This window comes from Streptomyces sp. MST-110588 (genome assembly GCF_022695595.1).
Classification (GTDB): Bacteria; Actinomycetota; Actinomycetes; order Streptomycetales; family Streptomycetaceae; genus Streptomyces.
Window position 1 is genome coordinate 5,359,733 of sequence record NZ_CP074380.1, and the last position, 16,988, is coordinate 5,376,720.

The following is a 16,988-nucleotide window of genomic DNA, read 5'->3' on the forward strand; positions in this document are numbered from 1 at the left end:
TCTACGCGGGAGGCCCCGGGCAGTGTCGAGCCAGACCGTACGCATCGCCATGAACGGCGTGACCGGGCGCATGGGGCACCGCCAGCACCTGGTCCGTTCGATCCTCGCCCTGCGCGGACAGGGCGGGCTGGACCTCGGCGACGGCACGGTGGCGCGGCCCGAACCCGTCCTCGTCGGCCGCTCCGGGGCCAGGCTCCGGGCGCTGGCCGAACGGTACGGGGTGGACCACTGGACCACCGACCTGGACGCGGTCCTCGGTGACGACAGCGTGGACATCTACTTCGACGCCCAGGTGACCGCCGCCCGCGAGAGCGCCGTACGCCGGGCGATCGCCGCGGGGAAGCACGTCTACTGCGAGAAACCCACCGCCGCCGGCCTGGAAGGCGCCCTCGCGCTGGCCCGGCTGGCGCGGGAGGCCGGCGTCAAGAACGGCGTCGTCCAGGACAAGCTCTTCCTGCCCGGGCTGCGCAAGCTCAAGCGGCTGGCCGACGACGGCTTCTTCGGGCGCGTCCTGTCCGTACGGGGGGAGTTCGGCTACTGGGTGTTCGAAGGAGACCGGCAGCAGGCGCAGCGCCCCTCGTGGAACTACCGCGCCGAGGACGGCGGTGGCATCGCCATGGACATGTTCCCGCACTGGGAGTACGTCCTGCGCGAGCTGTTCGGCCCCGTACGGACCGTGCAGGCGCATGTCACCACGCACCTTCCCCGTCGCTGGGACGAGCACGGAACGCCGTACGACGCCACGGCGGACGACGCGGCCTACGGGATCTTCCAACTGGACGGCGGGATCGTGGCACAGATCAACTCCTCCTGGACGGTGCGGGTGCACCGAGAGGAGCTGCTGGAGTTCCAGGTCGACGGTACGGAAGGCTCGGCCGTCGCCGGGCTGCGCCACTGCCGCGTCCAGCACCGCGGCACCACCCCCAGGCCCGTATGGGACCCGGATGTCCCAGCGGATGGGCGCTTTTGCGAGCAGTGGCAGGAGGTGCCCGACAACGAGACGTTCGGCAATGCCTTCAAGGTCCAGTGGGAGCTGTTCCTGCGCCACGTTCTGCGGGACGCGCCCTGGCGCTGGGACCTGCTGGCCGGCGCGCGCGGCGTCCAGCTCGCCGAACTGGGCCTGGAGTCCTCGGCCCGGGGCTGCCGGCTGGACGTACCGGAGCCGGTGCTGTGACCGCGCCGAACGGCTATGGAAACGGCCACGGCCATGGAAACGGCCACGGCCACAGCCATGGAAACGGCCAGGGCTATGGAAACGGCCACGGCCGAGGCGACGAGAGCGGCCACGGCCACACATACGGTCACGTACGCCCCGGTGCCGGCCCCGAGGGCGCAGAGAAACCCTCCGGCCCTTCCCGTACCTTCTTCGCCGCGGCCCACGTCGTGGCCGACCCGCTCGCCGACACCACCCCGAGGGCCCGGCGGCCGTCGACTGGGATGCCACCCTCGCCTTCCGCCGCCACTTGTGGTCGCACGGCCTGGGCGTGGCCGAGGCCATGGACACCGCGCAGCGCGGCACGGGCCTGGACTGGCCGGCCGCGGCGGAGCTGATCCGCCGGTCCGCCGCCGAGGCCCGGACGGCCGGCGGGCGCCTGGCCTGCGGGGTGGGTACGGACCAACTCCCCGCCCCCGGAGTCCCCTTGAAGCTCGCCGACGTCCGTGATGCCTATGAGGAACAGCTCGCCCTCGTGGAGGACTCCGGCGCGCAGGCGGTCCTCATGGCCTCCCGGCAGCTCGCCGCGACCGCCACCGGCCCGGAGGACTACCAGGAGGTCTACGGCCATCTGCTGCGGCAGGCCGCCCGCCCGGTCATCCTGCACTGGCTCGGTCCCATGTTCGACCCGGCCCTGAACGGCTATTGGGGCAGTACGGATCCGGACGAGGCCACCGGGACACTGCTGCGCATCATCACCGGCCACCGCGCCAAGGTGGACGGGGTGAAGATCTCCCTCCTCGACGCCGGGCGCGAGATCCGGCTCCGCCGCCGCCTCCCTGAAGGCGTGCGCTGCTACACGGGTGACGACCTCCACTACCCCGAGCTGATCGCGGGCGACGCCCACGGCTTCAGCCACGCGCTGCTGGGCGTCTTCGACCCGCTCGCACCCCTGGCGGCCGAGGCCGTACGCCGCCTGGACGCCGGGGACCCGGCCGGCTTCCACCAGGTGCTGGACCCGACCGTGGCGCTCGCCCGGCACCTCTTCCGGGCGCCGACCCGCTACTACAAGACCGGCGTGGTCCTCCTGGCGTGGCTCGCCGGTCACCAGTCGCACTTCACCATGGTCGGCGGCCTCCAGTCGGCGCGTTCCCTGCCCCACCTGAGGAGGGCGTACGAACTCGCCGCCGGGCTCGGCCTGTTCCCCGACCCCGACCTCGCCCGAGCCCGTATGGGAAAGCTGCTCGCGGTGTACGGAGCCGGGGCATGACCGGTACGTACGCGCGTGAGGCAGCCCTGGCCCGCCTGAGCGTCAATCAGCAGACCGTCCGCCAGTGGACGCTGCCGGAACTGGTCACGGGCTGCGCGAAGGCGGGCGTGCGCGGCGTGGGACTGTGGCGCGGGCCGGTCCAGGAGTACGGTACGGCCGCCGCCGCCCGGCTCGTACGCGACGCCGGACTGAGCGTCACCAGCCTGTGCCGGGGCGGCTTCCTGACCGCCGCCGACCCGGCGGGGCGGGCCGCGGCGCTGGAGAACAACCGGGCCGCCGTCGACGAGGCGGCGGCCCTGGGCACCGGCACGCTGGTCCTGGTCTGCGGGGGCCTGCCGCCCGGGGAGAAGGACCTGCGCGGAGCGCGCGAACGGGTCGCGGACGCGCTGGCCGAGCTGGTTCCCTACGCCGCCGAGCGGGGCGTGCGGCCCGCGATCGAACCGCTGCACCCCATGTACGCGGCGGACCGCTGTGTGGTCTCCACCCTCGCCCAGGCCCTGGACCTCGCCGAGCGGTTCCCCGCCGACCGTATGGGTGTGGTGGTGGACACCTATCACCTGTGGTGGGACGACTCGGTCGCCGCCCAGATCGCCCGCGCGGGGGCGACGGGCCGGATCGCGGCCTTCCAGCTCGCGGATTGGGTCACCCCGCTGCCCGAAGGGGTTCTGCTGGGGCGTGGCCAGCTCGGGGACGGGTCGGTGGACCTGCGCTGGTTCCGGGAGCGAACCGACGCGGCCGGTTACACCGGTCCCATTGAGGTGGAGATCTTCAACCCGGCACTGTGGGAACGGGACGGAACCGACGTTCTGGAGGAAACCATCGAGCGGTTCGCCGCCCACGTCCTGCACAACAGGTAACGAAGAAATAACTCACCGAATTGCTGCAACCGTTCTCCGCCCGGAGGGGTCGTATATGTCATCAGGCCCCAAGGGGGAGGAATCCGGGGGATTCGGGGGGGCTGATTTGGAGGGGGACCGAGGGGCCCGGTCGATGGACCGGGCCCCTCGCAGCTTTCCCGGGCCGCCCGGCCCGGCTCCGTCCGCAGTTGTCCACAGCCCGGTTTCCCGCCTGTCCACAGCCCCGGCGCGATGTCGGACCCTGGCGGTACCGTCGGCTCATGTTCACACCAGCCGTGGTCGAAGGGGTTCTGGAGCGGATCACCTATGCCAATGAGGAGAGCGGCTACACGGTCGCCCGGGTGGACACCGGCCGTGGCGCGGGCGAACTCCTCACGGTCGTGGGATCGCTGCTCGGCGCGCAGCCGGGGGAGTCGCTGCGCATGGAGGGCCGCTGGGGCTCCCATCCCCAGTACGGGCGGCAGTTCACGGTCGAGAACTACACCACGGTCCTGCCCGCCACCATCCAGGGCATCCGCCGCTATCTCGGGTCCGGCCTGATCAAGGGCATCGGCCCGAGGATCGCCGACCGCATCACCGAACACTTCGGCACGGACACCCTGGACATCATCGAGCAGCAGCCGGAGCGCCTGATCGAGGTACCCGGCCTCGGCCCCAAGCGTACGAAGATGATCGGCGCGGCCTGGGAGGAGCAGAAGGCCATCAAGGAGGTCATGGTCTTCCTCCAGGGCGTCGGGGTCTCGACCTCCATCGCGGTACGCATCTACAAGAAGTACGGCGACGCCTCGATCTCCGTCGTGAAGAACCAGCCCTACCGGCTGGCCGCCGACGTGTGGGGCATCGGCTTCCTGACCGCCGACCGCATCGCCCAGGCCGTCGGCATCCCGCACGACAGCCCCGACCGCGCCAAGGCGGGCCTGCAGTACGCCCTGTCGCAGTCCACCGACCAGGGCCACTGCTTCCTGCCGCAGGAGCAGTTGATCTCCGACGCCGTCAAGCTGCTCCAGGTCGACACCGGCCTGGTCATCGACTGCCTGGCCGAGCTGGCGGAGGATCCGGAAGGGGTGGTCCGCGAGACCGTTCCGGCGGCGGACGGCGGCGACCCGGTCACCGCCGTGTATCTGGTCCCCTTCCACCGTGCCGAGCTGTCCCTGGCGAGCCAGCTCAAGCGGCTGCTGCGGACGGACGAGGACCGGCTGCCCTCCTTCCGGTCGGTCGCCTGGGACAAGGCGCTGGCGTGGCTGGCGGACCGTACGGGCGCCGAGCTGGCCCCCGAACAGCAGGCGGCGGTGAAGCTGGCGCTCACCGAGAAGGTCGCGGTGCTCACCGGCGGGCCGGGCTGCGGCAAGTCCTTCACCGTGCGCTCCGTGGTGGAGCTGGCCCGCGCCAAGAAGGCGAAGGTGGTGCTCGCCGCGCCCACGGGCCGGGCCGCCAAGCGCCTCTCGGAGCTGACCGGGGCCGAGGCGTCCACCGTCCACCGGCTGCTGGAGCTCAAGCCGGGCGGCGACGCGGCTTACGACAAGGACCGGCCGCTGGACGCCGACCTGGTGGTGGTCGACGAGGCGTCCATGCTGGACCTGCTGCTCGCCAACAAGCTCGTCAAGGCCGTGCCGCCCGGCGCCCACCTCCTGCTGGTGGGGGACGTGGACCAGCTCCCCTCCGTGGGAGCCGGCGAGGTGCTGCGCGACCTGCTCGCGCCGGGCGGCCCGGTCCCCGCCGTACGGCTGACCCGGATCTTCCGGCAGGCCCAGCAGTCCGGGGTCGTCACCAACGCCCACCGCATCAACTCAGGTGTGCCGCCGATCACTTCCGGGCTGCCGGACTTCTTCCTCTTCCCCGAGGAGGACACCGAGGAGGCCGGGCGGCTCACGGTGGACGTGGCCGCCCGCCGTATCCCGGCGAGGTTCGGCCTGGACCCGCGCCGTGACGTCCAGGTGCTGGCGCCCATGCACCGCGGCCCGGCCGGCGCGGGCACGCTGAACGGGCTGCTCCAGGAGGCCGTCACCCCGCCCCGCCCCGGCCTGGCCGAGCGCCGCTTCGGCGGCCGGGTCTTCCGTGTCGGCGACAAGGTCACCCAGATCCGCAACAACTACGAGAAGGGCCGCAACGGCGTCTTCAACGGCACGGTCGGGGTGGTCACCGCCCTCGACCCGGACGAGCAGCGGCTGACGGTGCTCACGGACGAGGACGAGGAGGTTCCGTACGACTTCGACGAGCTGGACGAGCTGGCGCACGCCTACGCCGTGACCATCCACAGGTCCCAGGGCAGCGAGTATCCGGCCGTGGTGATTCCGGTCACCACCGGCGCCTGGATGATGTTGCAGCGCAATCTGCTTTATACGGCTGTTACCCGGGCAAAACGACTGGTGGTGCTGGTCGGCTCCCGCAAAGCCCTGGGCCAGGCTGTACGCACCGTGTCCGCCGGGCGGCGGTGCACCGCACTCGATCACCGGCTGGGGGGTGCGATGTGATGTGCGGGGGAACCTGCGATGTGATGTCAGCCCTTCGTGTCAGCACTTCCCCAATCGGGGCGAAGGGGAGCAGGATGGGCACTTCGGCGGCACTGAGTGCCGCCATAGGGCCCTATGGCCGACCCCGAGTGCACACGCAAGGGCCAAATGGGGGAAGGTATAGGCAGTCAGGGCACCTCGAAGAAGAGGCACAACGTCGGTGAGGGATGACGTGAGCGACAACTCTGTAGTACTGCGTTACGGGGACGGCGAATACAGCTACCCGGTCGTCGACAGCAGTGTCGGCGACAAGGGCTTCGACATCTCGAAGCTGCGCGCCCAGACCGGTCTGGTGACCCTGGATTCCGGTTACGGCAACACCGCCGCGTACAAATCCGCGATCACCTATCTCGACGGTGAGAACGGGATCCTCCGCTACCGCGGCTACCCGATCGAGCAGCTCGCGGAGCGCAGCACCTTCGTCGAGACCGCGTATCTGCTCATCAACGGTGAGCTGCCCACCGTCGACCAGTTGGCGGCCTTCAAGCAGGACATCACCTACCACACCCTGCTGCACGAGGACGTCAAGCGGTTCTACGACGGCTTCCCGCGCGACGCCCACCCGATGGCGATGCTGTCCTCCGTGGTCAGCGCGCTGTCGACGTTCTACCAGGACAGCCACAACCCGTTCGACGAGCACCAGCGCCACATCTCCACGATCCGGCTGCTGGCCAAGCTCCCGACGATCGCGGCGTACGCCTACAAGAAGTCGGTCGGCCACCCGGTCGTCTACCCGAGCAACGACCTCGGTTACGTCGAGAACTTCCTGCGGATGACCTTCTCGGTGCCCGCGGCCGAATACGAGCTCGACCCGGTCGTGGTCAGCGCGCTGGACAAGCTGCTGATCCTGCACGCGGACCACGAGCAGAACTGCTCGACCTCCACCGTGCGCCTGGTCGGCTCCTCGCAGGCGAACCTGTTCGCCTCGATCTCGGCCGGCATCAACGCGCTGTGGGGTCCCCTGCACGGCGGTGCCAACCAGTCCGTGCTGGAGATGCTGGAGGGCATCCAGCGTGACGGCGGCGACGTCGACTCCTTCATCCGCAAGGTGAAGAACAAGGAAGACGGCGTGAAGCTCATGGGCTTCGGGCACCGCGTCTACAAGAATTTCGACCCCCGGGCGAAGATCATCAAGGCGGCGGCGCACGACGTCCTCTCCGCGCTCGGCAAGTCCGACGAGCTGCTGGACATCGCCCTGCGGCTGGAGGAGCACGCGCTCTCCGACGACTACTTCGTCGAGCGCAAGCTCTACCCGAACGTCGACTTCTACACCGGCCTGATCTACCGGGCCATGGGCTTCCCGACCGAGATGTTCACCGTGCTCTTCGCGCTCGGCCGGCTCCCCGGCTGGATCGCCCAGTGGCACGAGATGATCAAGGAGCCGGGTTCCCGCATCGGCCGCCCGCGCCAGATCTACACCGGGGTCGTCGAGCGCGACTTCGTGCCGGTCCAGGAGCGCTGAGCCGCCGGCCCGGCGTCTGTACGACCGCGACCGCGGCTGCGTGAGGAAGCGTGGCCGTGCAGGGAATCGCGGCTGCGTACGGAATGCGGAAAGCGGAATACGGAAAGCGCCCCGCCTCCAGATCCCCCCACGGGTCCGGAGAGCGGGGCGCTTCCCTTCTCCCGGGTCGGATTCCCCCCACGGGATCCGTCCGGGCGTCTGGGTGAGCCCTGCCGCGATCTGCCGGGACGCGCACGTACGGGAGGGCCGCTCAAGCTCCCCGGGCACGTCGCCCCGGCCACGCGGTAGCCGGGCGAGGTCCCCCAAGACCAGCCTGGCCGTCGCGGTACGGGCCCGCCGGGGCACCCGCACCGCACGGTTAGACTCACGACCCCCTTTGATGGTTACGTTCGAATGAATGTGATCTGCGTCTCTTGCCATATGGGGGCGAAAGTGGTCAAGGGCCTCGATCTGGAGATCAAGGCCCTTGAGTATGGGTGTTGTGTCACTTGTGAGAGTTTTGTGGAAGTCGACTGCCGCTACAGGTTCTTCGCGCGGCGTACAACCGAAGCTTCCCTCTCCGGTGACTCCGGTGACTCCGGTGTTTCCGGAGGCTCGGGATTTCCGGCGGCTCAGGCCGCCTGGCCCGCCAGCTCGTACCCCGCCTCGTCGACGGCGGCGCGCACGGCCTCCTCGTCGAGCGGAGCGGCGGAGACGACGGTCACCAGCCCGGTGGTGGCCTCCGCCTTCACCGAGCGGACACCGGGGATCTCCGAGATCTCGGAGGAGACGGCCCCCTCGCAGTGACCGCAGGTCATCCCGCTCACCTTGTAGGTGGTGGTCACCTCGTTCGCCTGGACCTCGCCCGCCTGGGCCTCGGCGGCGGAACCGGAGTGGCAGGAGCCCTCGGGGGTGCAGCAGGAGCTGTTCTCGGTCATGGGATTCTCGATTCTCCTCGTGGTGGCTGGTTGTCGCCCGGGTGCCGGGTGCCGGGTGTCGGGTGTCGTGCGCACCCGTCGGAGGGTGCGGGACCCCGGGACTCCCGGTGCCCTCCGATGACCACCACTCTATACCCCCCTGGGGTATAGAGCCACGCTCGGCTCCCCTTTCCGCCCACCCCGGTCGTACGCGTTGCCGACCGGCGCCCGGCGCGTCAGCCTGGGAGATGTGAGCTCGGGGGAGGAACGAGGAGGCGAGAGCCGTGCACCTGCTCTCCCTGTACGGACTGCTGGCGCTCACCACCGCGCCACCGCTGGTACCCAACTCCGCCCTGCTCGTCACCGCCGGGGTCCTGGCGTCCCAAGGAGGTCTGCACCTGGCGCTGGTCCTGGTGATCGTCACGGGCAGCGCGGTACTGGGTGACCTGCTGATGCACCTGGCCGCACGGCGCTTCGGCGGCCCCGTACGGAGCTGGCTGCTGCGCCGTACGAAGTGGCGGGCCCCGCTGGAGTGGGCCTCGCTGCGGATCCAGCGGCATGGCGTGCCGTTCGTGGTCGCGGTCCGCTTCCTGCCCAGCGGGCGCATCCTCGGCGCGCTGGCGTCCGGGGTGGTGCGCTACCCGGTGCGCCGGTACGTACTCGGCGCGCTGATCGCCGAGGCGGTGTGGGCCACGTACTCGGTGGGGCTGGGCTACCTCGGCAGCATGGCGGCGGGCAATACGCTCCACGCCGCCGGCATCGGTCTGGGCGTCTCCCTCGCGGTCGCCGCGCTGAGCAGCCTCGCGCAGTGGACGGCGCGCCACCGCGCGGCACACCGGGCCGCGACGCCGCACGCTCCGGACGCACCGCACGCTCCGGACGCACCGCACGCTCCGGACACGCCGCACGCTCCGGACACGCCGCACGGCTCCCGTGCCCACCCGGCCCTCAGCCCGCCTGCCCCTCAGCCGCGTACGTCAGCAGCCCAGCCACGTACGCCGGGGGTTTCCCCGCCCGCACCGGAGGCCCACCCGGACGCGCCGACGGTTCACCCGCGCACGTCGGCGATCGTGACCGGCTCACCCGTCCGGCGCGAACGGTCGCACGCCTCCGCCACGTACAGGGCTTCCAGCGCCTCGGCCGGTGAGCACGGGCTCTGCGCCCGGCCCGCCGCGACCTCGGTGAAGGCGGTCAGCTCGGCGACGTACGCGTCGTGGAACCGCTCCATGTAGGTGGCGTACGGCGCGGCCTGCCGCCACGAGAGACCCGGCTGGGCGCTGGGCATCGGCGCACGGTCGTCCAGGCCGACGAAGCGGGCGCCCTTGGAGCCGCAGACCTCCAGGCGGACGTCGTGGCCCGCGCCGTTGTAGCGGGTCGCGGTGACGGTGGCCAGGGTGTCGTCGTCGAACCGCAGCAGGGCCGCGCAGGTGTCCACGTCACCGGCCTCGGAGAAGTACGGCGCGCCGCGGTTGGCGCCCTGCGCGTACACGCCGACCACCTCACGACCGGTGAGCCAGCGCAGGATGTCGAAGTCGTGGATGCCGCAGTCGTGGAAGAGCCCGCCGGACGTCGCCAGGAAGGCGGCGGGCGGCGGCGTCCGGTCACTGGTGCAGGCGCGCAGGGTGTGCAGCCAGCCGAGTTCACCGCCGCGCAGGGCCGCGCGGGCGGCTCGGTACCCCTGGTCGAACCGGCGCTGGAAACCGATCTGTACGGGTACGGAGCCGGCCCGGACGCGCTCCACGACGCCGAGCGTGCCGGGCACGTCCAGCGCCACCGGCTTCTCGCAGAACACCGGCACACCGGCGTCCAGCGCCTGGTGGATCAGTTCGGCGTGGGCGCTGGTCGCCGCGGTGATCACCACCCCGTCCGGACCGTCCGCGTACAGCCGTTCGGGCGTGCCGGCGGATTCGACGCCCAGCGTGTCCGCCAGGGCACCGGCACGCGCGGGGTCGGCGTCGGCGACCACGACCCGCCCGACGCCCGGCAGCGACTTCAGCGTCCCGGCGTGGAACGCCCCGATGCGCCCCGTACCGATCAGACCGATCTTCACGCGCCGGCTCCTTCCGGTTCTCGGTCCGGGTTCCGGCCCGGCTTCCGGCCCCCTTATGCCTTATGGAACGTCTGGAACGGCGAAACCTGAGGTACTCCGGAAGTGGTGATCGTCCAGCGGAAGTTCGTCGAAGATCTCCGACTCCGCGTCGCCGGTCACCAGGACGGACACCAGGAACTCCGTGCAGCTCATGCGGTGGTGCTCCCAATGGGGACCGCGCCCCTCCTTGACGAGCACCGTCCAGCTCCCGGGATCCTGCCGGGGACGCACCAGCCAGTACAGATGCTCGCCGTCTTCCGTGAGGGCCCAGGCGATCACACGGCTGTCCTCCGCCGCGAGTTCGGCCGGCCGGGGCTCACCCAGCTCCCACAGCCTGGAGATCGCCTCCATACGGCCCTCGTTCTCGGCCAGGAGATCGTAGTGTTCGAGTGAACTGCCGGGTTCCAGGACCCAGATGGCCTGGTCGAACCAGCCTCCGCCGTAGGTGTCGATCAGCTCTTTGTAATCCGCGGGAAGGCGGGTTCCCAGTCGGCTCTCCACCCGCCGCCAGTCGTGGGCCCGTGGAGCCGCCGGGGGCGGAAAGGCCCCGGTGAGCCGCTGAACAGGAGAAACCACGGTGCTCCTCAATCCCCTTCCCCGGTGTCGTTCCCGCCTCCTGCCGGGACCCCGCCGTCAGGTGCCGCCCGCCGCCCGCAGCTCCCGGTCGACCGCGCGCAGCAGCGTCAGCAGCATGCTGTTCAGGGGCGTGGCGATGCCGTGCCGCTCGGCCGCGCGGACCACCGCGCCCGTCAGGTACTCGTGCTCCATCGGGCGCCCGGCCATCCGGTCGTACAGCATCGAGGAGCCCCCGCCGGGCGGCACCAGGGTGTAGATCTCCAGCGTCCGCCGGACGTCCTCCTCGCCGATGTCCGCTCCCTCGGCCCGCGCGACCTCGGCGGCCTCGCGCAGCAGGTCCCGGGTGAGCCGGGCCATGCCGGGGTCGGCGAAGATGCCCATGCGCTGCTGGAGGAGCGCGGTGAGCGGGTTGGCCGCGAGATTGGTGAACAGCTTGCGCCAGGCGGCCGTCGCGAAGTCCGCCTCCGGAACGACGTCGATGCCGCTGCCGGCGAGCAGCGCGGCGAAACGTTCGGCCAAGGGCCCCTGGGGTACGTGGAGTTCGCTGGCTATGTGATGGACGATCCGGCCGGGCGCGGTGCGCTCCACGGACATGTAGACGATCGTGGGCAGGATTCCGGTGCCCTCGGGCACCAGGGGCGCTACGCGCTGCTCGTGGCCGAGGCCGTTCTGCAGTACGGCCACGACCGTCTCCGGCCCGCACAGCCGCTCCAGCCACCCGGCGGTGCCTGCCGTGTCCTGGGCCTTGGTGGTCAGCAGCACCCAGTCGGCCGGTCCGACCCGGTCCGGGGCGCTCGCCACGGTGACCGGCGCCTCGAAGACCGCGCCCTCGCTTTCGACCGTCAGGGTCTCCAGTGGCGTACGGACGCACAGGGTGACGTCGTGGCCGGCGCGGTGGACCAACGCCGCCGTGAAGCCGCCGATCGCCCCGCCGCCGATCACGGCGATGCGGCTGGGCGCGGCCGGAGCCGTCGGTATGGGCGACAGGGGCGGTACGGGTGGCGGGGGCGAGGGGGACATGCCTCGATCGTAGGCCCCGCGCGGCGCGGTGTGCCGGGGACGGCGGCGCGCGGGGCCCGCACGGTCCTCCCGTCAGCCGCGGTGCCGGTCCGGCCCCTGCGTACGGTTCCCGTTCAGCCCCTGTCCTCCCGTCGCCCGCCGTGGCCCGGTCTGCGGGCCACCCACAGACGGATGGTGTCGGCGAACCAGTAGGGCTTACCGCTCTCCACCAGGTCCGGGGTCGGCAGCAGACCGTGCTTGCGGTAGGAGCGCACGGTGTCCGGCTGCACCCGGATGTGTGCGGCGATCTCCTTGTACGACCAGAGCCTCCGGTCGGTCATGTGTCTCGCACCTCCCTGTGCCGCGCGCAGCGGCGGCCCGGGATGAGCCGGCGGAGGTACTGCGTGCGGCCTGGCGATGAATCAGCCTGTGCCCGATGAACGACACGTTCCGCAAAGGGGGAGGGGCTGTTGATCCTCTGTGACCAAAGCCCCGCCCGACGGTGACAGACGTGACGGGCGGGCTACGGCTGTCATGGGCCGGAGATGGTGGGACATCCGTTACGTACGACCGCCGACCGCCAGCCGCCGACCGCCAGCCGCCGGCCGTCGACCGCCGGCCGTCGGCCGCCTGGCGGATCCGGCCGCACAAAGAGCAGCCCCCACCAGGTCAGCGGTACAGCGCCGGCCGCTCGATCAGCTCGACCGCCACACGCTCGCCGGTGGCCTGAGCCCGTACGCCCGCCTCGCACACCGCCGCCGCCGCGTACCCGTCCCAGACGCCCGGCCCCCGGACCTCGCCGCGCCGGGCCGCGTCCACCCACCGCTGCACCTGCCGGTCGTACGCGTCCTCGAAGCGCTCCACGAAACCGGGCGTGATCTCCCCGCCCCAGCGCCCCGCGGCGTTCACGAACACCCCGTGGTCGTCCCCGATCCGGGCGGTGCCGTCCTCACAGACCGCCTCGCAGCCGACCTGGTAGCCGAAGCCGCAGTTGAGGAACAGCTCCGTGTCCGCCAACTGCCCGGCCGCGGTCTCGAAGAGGACGAGCTGCGGGTCGCTCAGCCCCTCGGGCGCCCTGCCGGTGGCGACCGGCCGCAGCACCCGTACGGCCGTGATCTCCTCCTCCAGCAGCCAGCGCGTCACATCGATCTCGTGGACGAGCGAGTCGTGGACCGTCATGGCGTCGGTGAAGCCGGGCGGGGTGGCGGCGTTGCGGTGCTTGTGGCGCAGCATCAGCGTACGTCCGTAAGCGCCCTGGGCCAGAAGGCTCTTGAGCCGGAGATAGTCGGCGTCGTACCGGCGCATGAAACCCACCTGCACCAGGCGCCGGCCCAGTCGCTGTTCGGCGGCCAGGACCCGTAGCGCGGCGGCCGGGTCCGGTGTGAGCGGCTTCTCGCACAGGACGGGCAGGCCGTGGCCGAAGGCGGTCAGCAGCGCGGCCTCATGGGCCGGCCCCGGGGTGGCGATCAGTACGGCGTCGACGTCCGGGCGGGCCATGGCGGCGGCCGGGTCGGTGCAGGGCACACACCCCTCGATCCCGGCGGCGACGCCCTTGGCCCGGTCCGCGTCGATGTCGACGACCGCCGCCACCCGTGCGCCGCTGATGACGTCGTTGATACGGCGTACGTGGTCGGCGCCCATGCGGCCGGTGCCGATGACGGCCACGCCGAGCACTGCCTGTCGCGCCTGCTGACTCATCTTCCGGTTCTCCTCGCCGTTCCTCGCCGTTCCTTGCTTGCCTCGCCTCGCCTCGCCTCGTCCCGCCTCGCCTTGCCGGCTTCTTGACCCGCGTGTCCGTTCAGGCGCCGCAGGAGCGCAGGAAACGGCGGGTGCGCTCGGCGATGGGGAAGGGCCGGTCGGGCGGGCAGGGGTACATGTCCTGCTCGACGATCGCGAACAGGTCGACGTCCAGCGCCTGCGCGGCCTCCAGTACGGGCGGCAGCGCCGGTACGCCCAGTGGCGGTTCGCACATCACTCCCTGCCGGACCGCCGGGCCGAACGGCGTGCCCTGCTCGCGGACGTCCGCGAGGACGGCCGGGTCGACCTGCTTGAGGTGCAGATAGCCGATCCGTTCGCCGTAGGTCTTGATGAGCTTGACGCTGTCGCCGCCGCAGTAGGCGTAGTGCCCGGTGTCCAGACACAGGCCGACCAGCCCGGGGTCCGTGCCGTCCAGGAAGCGCGCCACGTTCTCCTCGGTGTCGATGTGGGTGTCGGCGTGCGGATGGAGGACGATGCCGAGGCCGAACTCCTCCCGTACCCGCCGGCCCAGCCGGTCCATGCCGCTGGTCAGGTGCCGCCACTGCTCGGCGGTCAGTTCGCGCGGCTCGATCTCCTCGGCGGTCTTGTCGTCCCGCCAGAAGGAGGGGATGACGACGAGGTGGCCCGCGCCCATCGCCTGCGTGAGTGTGGCGACCCGGGAGACGTGCGCCCATGTCGCGTCCCATACGCCGGGGCCGTGGTGCAGGGAGGTGAAGACGGTGCCGGCCGAGACCTTCAGGCCCCGGTGGGCGATCTCGCGGTGGAGCACGGCGGGGTCGGTGGGGAGATAGCCGTACGGGCCGAGTTCGATCCACTCGTACCCGGCCCGCGCGACCTCGTCCAGGAAGCGGCGCCAGGGGACCTGCCGCGGGTCGTCGGGGAACCACACCCCCCAGGAGTCGGGGGCCGATCCGACGCGGATGCGGTGCAGGACCGGCGGGGGCCCGGGGGCGGCCTGGGGGCTGGCGTCGGCGCGGGGTGCGGTCATCGCTGCGGCTCTCCTTTCGCCGGTCGACGGTGACCGGGAAGGCGCTGAGGGGGTGGTGGGGCACAGCCTTCATGCCGCTGTGAAGAGTGTCAAGGTTTCGTCCTGACATAAGGACTTAAGGACTTTGTTGCTCAAAGGTCTCCGATTCCTTTCGTCTGCGCCTCCTTTGACGTCAGTATGTAAGGACAAAGTGTTGACAGGGTGTGAGCTGCTTGGTTAGACCTGTGGTCGGCGCCTGCCGGCCTCGGCGTACTCGGGTGTACCGAAGGGGATCTCATGACCGAGCCGTACGACCTGATCACCATGGGCCGCATCGGGGTGGACATCTATCCGCTCCAGACCGGCGTCCCGCTGGCGCGGGTCGAGACGTTCGGGAAGTTCCTCGGCGGCTCGGCGACCAATGTCGCGGTGGCCGCCGCCCGCCTCGGGCGCCGTACCGCCGTCATCAGCCGCACCGGCCGCGACCCCTTCGGCGACTACGTCCACCAGGCACTGCGCGAGTTCGGCGTGGACGACTGCTGGGTGACACCGGTCGAGCGACATCAGACGCCCGTCACCTTCTGCGAGATCTTCCCGCCGGACGACTTCCCGCTCTACTTCTACCGCCGCCCCAAGGCTCCCGACCTGGAGATCCACCCCGGCGAGGTCGACCTGGACGCCGTCCGGGCGGCCCGCGTCTTCTGGATGACCGGTACGGGCCTGTGCGAGGAACCCAGCCGCACCGCTACCCTCGCCGCACTCGCCGCCCGTGCGAAGTCGGGCCCCACCGTCTTCGACCTCGACTGGCGCCCGATGTTCTGGGGCGGCCAGGGCGGTGCCTCGGGGGACGGCGGGGCCACCGGCGCCGCGGCGATGGCCGCGGCCCGCCCGTACTACGAGGCAGCGCTCGCCCATGCCACCGTCGCGGTCGGGAACGTGGACGAGGCGGAGGTCGCCACCGGCGTACGGGACCCTGAGGCGTGCGCCCGCGCGCTGCTGGACAGCGGTGTGGAACTCGCCGTCGTCAAACAGGGGCCCGAGGGCGTACTGGCCGTGCACCGCGACGGCCGGAGGGCCGAAGTACCGCCCATCCCCGTAGAGGTCGTCAACGGCCTGGGCGCCGGTGACGCCTTCGGGGTTCGCTGTGCCACGGGCTGCTGGCGGGCTGGGACCTGGAGACCGTGATGCGGTACGCCAACGCCGCCGGCGCCATCGTGGCCTCCCGACTGGCCTGCTCCTCCGCCATGCCGACCGCCGCCGAGGTCGAGGAGTTCCTCGCCGGCCGTACGGGCGTGCGGTCGGCGGCGCCGCGTGGTCCCGGACGCTGACCGCGGGCCCCGGCCGTGTCGGCGCCTGCCCCGGCCGTGTCGGCGTCGCCCTCGTACGCGTCGGTTCCGGCCCCCGTACGCACCGATGCGGGCCGCCGTCCGCGCCGGTTCCGGCCGCCGTACGCGTCGAGCCGAACCCCCACCAAGAAGGTGAGCCACACCTTGACCACTCGGATCTCCGGCCTCGCGACGCTCCGCGCCCGGCACCCCGAAGCCGTCGCCGAGGCCGCGGCGCGTCGTACCCGCCGCCCCTTCATAGGGGCCCGCGGCCGACTGATGATCATCGCCGCCGACCACCCGGCCCGCGGCATGCTCGCCGTCGGCGACCGGGCCCTGGCCATGGCCAACCGCGTCGACCTGCTGGAACGGCTGTGCCTGGCGCTCTCACGGCCCGGCGTGGACGGGGTGCTGGCCACCGCCGACCTCCTGGAGGACCTGCTCCTCCTCGGAGCCCTGGAGAACAAGGTCGTCGTGGGCTCCATGAACCGCGGCGGCATCGCCGGGGCCGCCTTCGAGATGGACGACCGCTTCACCGGCCACCGGCCCCAGGACATCGCCCGACTCCGCTTCGACGCGGGCAAACTGCTGCTGCGCATCGACTACGGCGACCCCGGGTCGCTGGCCACGCTGGAGACCGCGGCCCGCACCATCGACGCGATGGCCGAACGGCAACTGCCCACCTTCGTCGAACCGTTCATCTTCCGCCGGACCGACGGCGAGGCGCGCAACGACCTGAGTGCCGAGGCCGTCACCCGGTCGGTCGCCATCGCCTCTGGCCTGGGCGGCACCTCCGCCTACACCTGGCTCAAACTGCCCGTCACCGACGACCCGGCCGACATGGCGGGGGTGTGCGAGACGTCCACGCTGCCGGTGGTGCTGCTCGGCGGCGCCGTCGGCAGCACCGTCCGGGACCAGGAGGCGGCGTACGAGAGGTGGCGTACGGCGCTGCGGCTGCCGACCGTACAAGGGCTGGTCGTCGGCCGCTCGCTGCTCTACCCGGTGGACGGGGACGTCGCGGCGGCCGTGGACACCGCCGTCGGACTGCTGTGACCGGCGGGGCAACCGGCGGGCAACTGGTGGGGCGACCGCCGGGCCGACCGCCGAGTCGACCGCCGGCGCGAGC

Annotated in this window: 12 protein-coding genes and 3 pseudogenes; 8 read left to right on the top strand and 7 right to left on the bottom strand. The window is 71.5% G+C overall.

What is annotated here, in order from left to right; all coding sequences use genetic code 11:
• The first annotated feature begins 22 nt into the window (after nucleotides 1-22).
• From KGS77_RS23440 to KGS77_RS23460, 5 genes and pseudogenes are all read left to right on the top strand, one after another.
• The gene (locus KGS77_RS23440) at nucleotides 23-1,174 is read left to right on the top strand and encodes a Gfo/Idh/MocA family oxidoreductase (RefSeq protein WP_242584971.1); all 1,152 of its coding nucleotides are present in this window, start codon (nucleotides 23-25) and stop codon (nucleotides 1,172-1,174) included.
• Nucleotides 1,175-1,383: 209 nt separating this feature from the next.
• Nucleotides 1,384-2,423, top strand: a pseudogene (locus KGS77_RS23445) (dihydrodipicolinate synthase family protein).
• Nucleotides 2,420-3,280, top strand: coding sequence for a sugar phosphate isomerase/epimerase family protein (locus KGS77_RS23450; RefSeq protein WP_242584972.1), 861 nt, complete (start codon nucleotides 2,420-2,422; stop codon nucleotides 3,278-3,280). Before KGS77_RS23445 ends, KGS77_RS23450 begins: the two are co-directional and overlap by 4 nt.
• A 260-nt stretch (nucleotides 3,281-3,540) precedes the next feature.
• Nucleotides 3,541-5,751 (top strand): ATP-dependent RecD-like DNA helicase, encoded by a 2,211-nt coding sequence (locus KGS77_RS23455; protein WP_242584973.1) that lies wholly within the window; start codon nucleotides 3,541-3,543, stop codon nucleotides 5,749-5,751.
• A gap of 211 nt (nucleotides 5,752-5,962) precedes the next feature.
• Complete coding sequence (locus KGS77_RS23460) at nucleotides 5,963-7,252, top strand: citrate synthase (protein ID WP_242584974.1); 1,290 nt, start codon at nucleotides 5,963-5,965, stop codon at nucleotides 7,250-7,252.
• 611 nt (nucleotides 7,253-7,863) lie between these two features.
• Here the strand turns inward: KGS77_RS23460 and KGS77_RS23465 are convergent.
• Complete coding sequence (locus KGS77_RS23465; RefSeq protein ID WP_242584975.1) at nucleotides 7,864-8,169, bottom strand: heavy-metal-associated domain-containing protein; 306 nt, start codon at nucleotides 8,167-8,169, stop codon at nucleotides 7,864-7,866.
• Between the two features lie 263 nt (nucleotides 8,170-8,432).
• On the opposite strand from KGS77_RS23465, the pseudogene KGS77_RS23470 reads away from it, so the two are divergent.
• Nucleotides 8,433-8,855, top strand: a pseudogene (locus tag KGS77_RS23470) (VTT domain-containing protein); the annotation flags it as partial.
• Nucleotides 8,856-9,196: 341 nt separating this feature from the next.
• Here the strand turns inward: KGS77_RS23470 and KGS77_RS23475 are convergent.
• From KGS77_RS23475 to KGS77_RS23500, 6 genes are all read right to left on the bottom strand, one after another.
• Nucleotides 9,197-10,198 (bottom strand): Gfo/Idh/MocA family oxidoreductase, encoded by a 1,002-nt coding sequence (locus KGS77_RS23475; RefSeq protein WP_242584976.1) that lies wholly within the window; start codon nucleotides 10,196-10,198, stop codon nucleotides 9,197-9,199.
• Nucleotides 10,199-10,258: 60 nt separating this feature from the next.
• Nucleotides 10,259-10,813 carry an SMI1/KNR4 family protein gene (locus tag KGS77_RS23480; RefSeq protein WP_242584977.1) on the bottom strand — a complete coding sequence of 185 codons (555 nt, stop codon included), beginning with the start codon at nucleotides 10,811-10,813 and terminating at the stop codon, nucleotides 10,259-10,261.
• A gap of 57 nt (nucleotides 10,814-10,870) precedes the next feature.
• Nucleotides 10,871-11,833 carry a 2-dehydropantoate 2-reductase gene (locus tag KGS77_RS23485; protein WP_242584978.1) on the bottom strand — a complete coding sequence of 321 codons (963 nt, stop codon included), beginning with the start codon at nucleotides 11,831-11,833 and terminating at the stop codon, nucleotides 10,871-10,873.
• Between the two features lie 113 nt (nucleotides 11,834-11,946).
• Entirely contained in the window at nucleotides 11,947-12,153 is a 207-nt protein-coding gene (locus KGS77_RS23490; protein WP_242584979.1) for a MarR family transcriptional regulator, read from the bottom strand.
• A 328-nt stretch (nucleotides 12,154-12,481) separates the two neighbouring features.
• Nucleotides 12,482-13,510 (bottom strand): Gfo/Idh/MocA family oxidoreductase, encoded by a 1,029-nt coding sequence (locus tag KGS77_RS23495; protein WP_242584980.1) that lies wholly within the window; start codon nucleotides 13,508-13,510, stop codon nucleotides 12,482-12,484.
• A 100-nt stretch (nucleotides 13,511-13,610) separates the two neighbouring features.
• Entirely contained in the window at nucleotides 13,611-14,558 is a 948-nt protein-coding gene (locus KGS77_RS23500) for a sugar phosphate isomerase/epimerase (RefSeq protein ID WP_242584981.1), read from the bottom strand.
• 276 nt (nucleotides 14,559-14,834) lie between these two features.
• Between KGS77_RS23500 and iolC the strand changes: the two are divergent.
• Together iolC and KGS77_RS23510 are read left to right on the top strand one after the other, a co-directional pair.
• A pseudogene (gene iolC / locus KGS77_RS23505) lies at nucleotides 14,835-15,865 on the top strand (5-dehydro-2-deoxygluconokinase).
• Nucleotides 15,866-16,027: 162 nt separating this feature from the next.
• Nucleotides 16,028-16,915 (top strand): deoxyribose-phosphate aldolase, encoded by an 888-nt coding sequence (locus tag KGS77_RS23510; RefSeq protein WP_242584982.1) that lies wholly within the window; start codon nucleotides 16,028-16,030, stop codon nucleotides 16,913-16,915.
• Nucleotides 16,916-16,988 lie beyond the last annotated feature (73 nt).

Bases quoted from the DNA above. Each gene is read 5' to 3' on its own strand.
- KGS77_RS23450 (WP_242584972.1), top strand. From the start codon at position 2,420: ATGACCGGTACGTACGCGCGTGAGGCAGCCCTGGCCCGCCTGAGCGTC.
- KGS77_RS23455 (WP_242584973.1), top strand. From the start codon at position 3,541: ATGTTCACACCAGCCGTGGTCGAAGGGGTTCTGGAGCGGATCACCTAT.
- KGS77_RS23465 (WP_242584975.1), bottom strand. From the start codon at position 8,169: ATGACCGAGAACAGCTCCTGCTGCACCCCCGAGGGCTCCTGCCACTCC.
- KGS77_RS23485 (WP_242584978.1), bottom strand. From the start codon at position 11,833: ATGTCCCCCTCGCCCCCGCCACCCGTACCGCCCCTGTCGCCCATACCG.
- KGS77_RS23490 (WP_242584979.1), bottom strand. From the start codon at position 12,153: ATGACCGACCGGAGGCTCTGGTCGTACAAGGAGATCGCCGCACACATC.
- KGS77_RS23495 (WP_242584980.1), bottom strand. From the start codon at position 13,510: ATGAGTCAGCAGGCGCGACAGGCAGTGCTCGGCGTGGCCGTCATCGGC.
- KGS77_RS23500 (WP_242584981.1), bottom strand. From the start codon at position 14,558: ATGACCGCACCCCGCGCCGACGCCAGCCCCCAGGCCGCCCCCGGGCCC.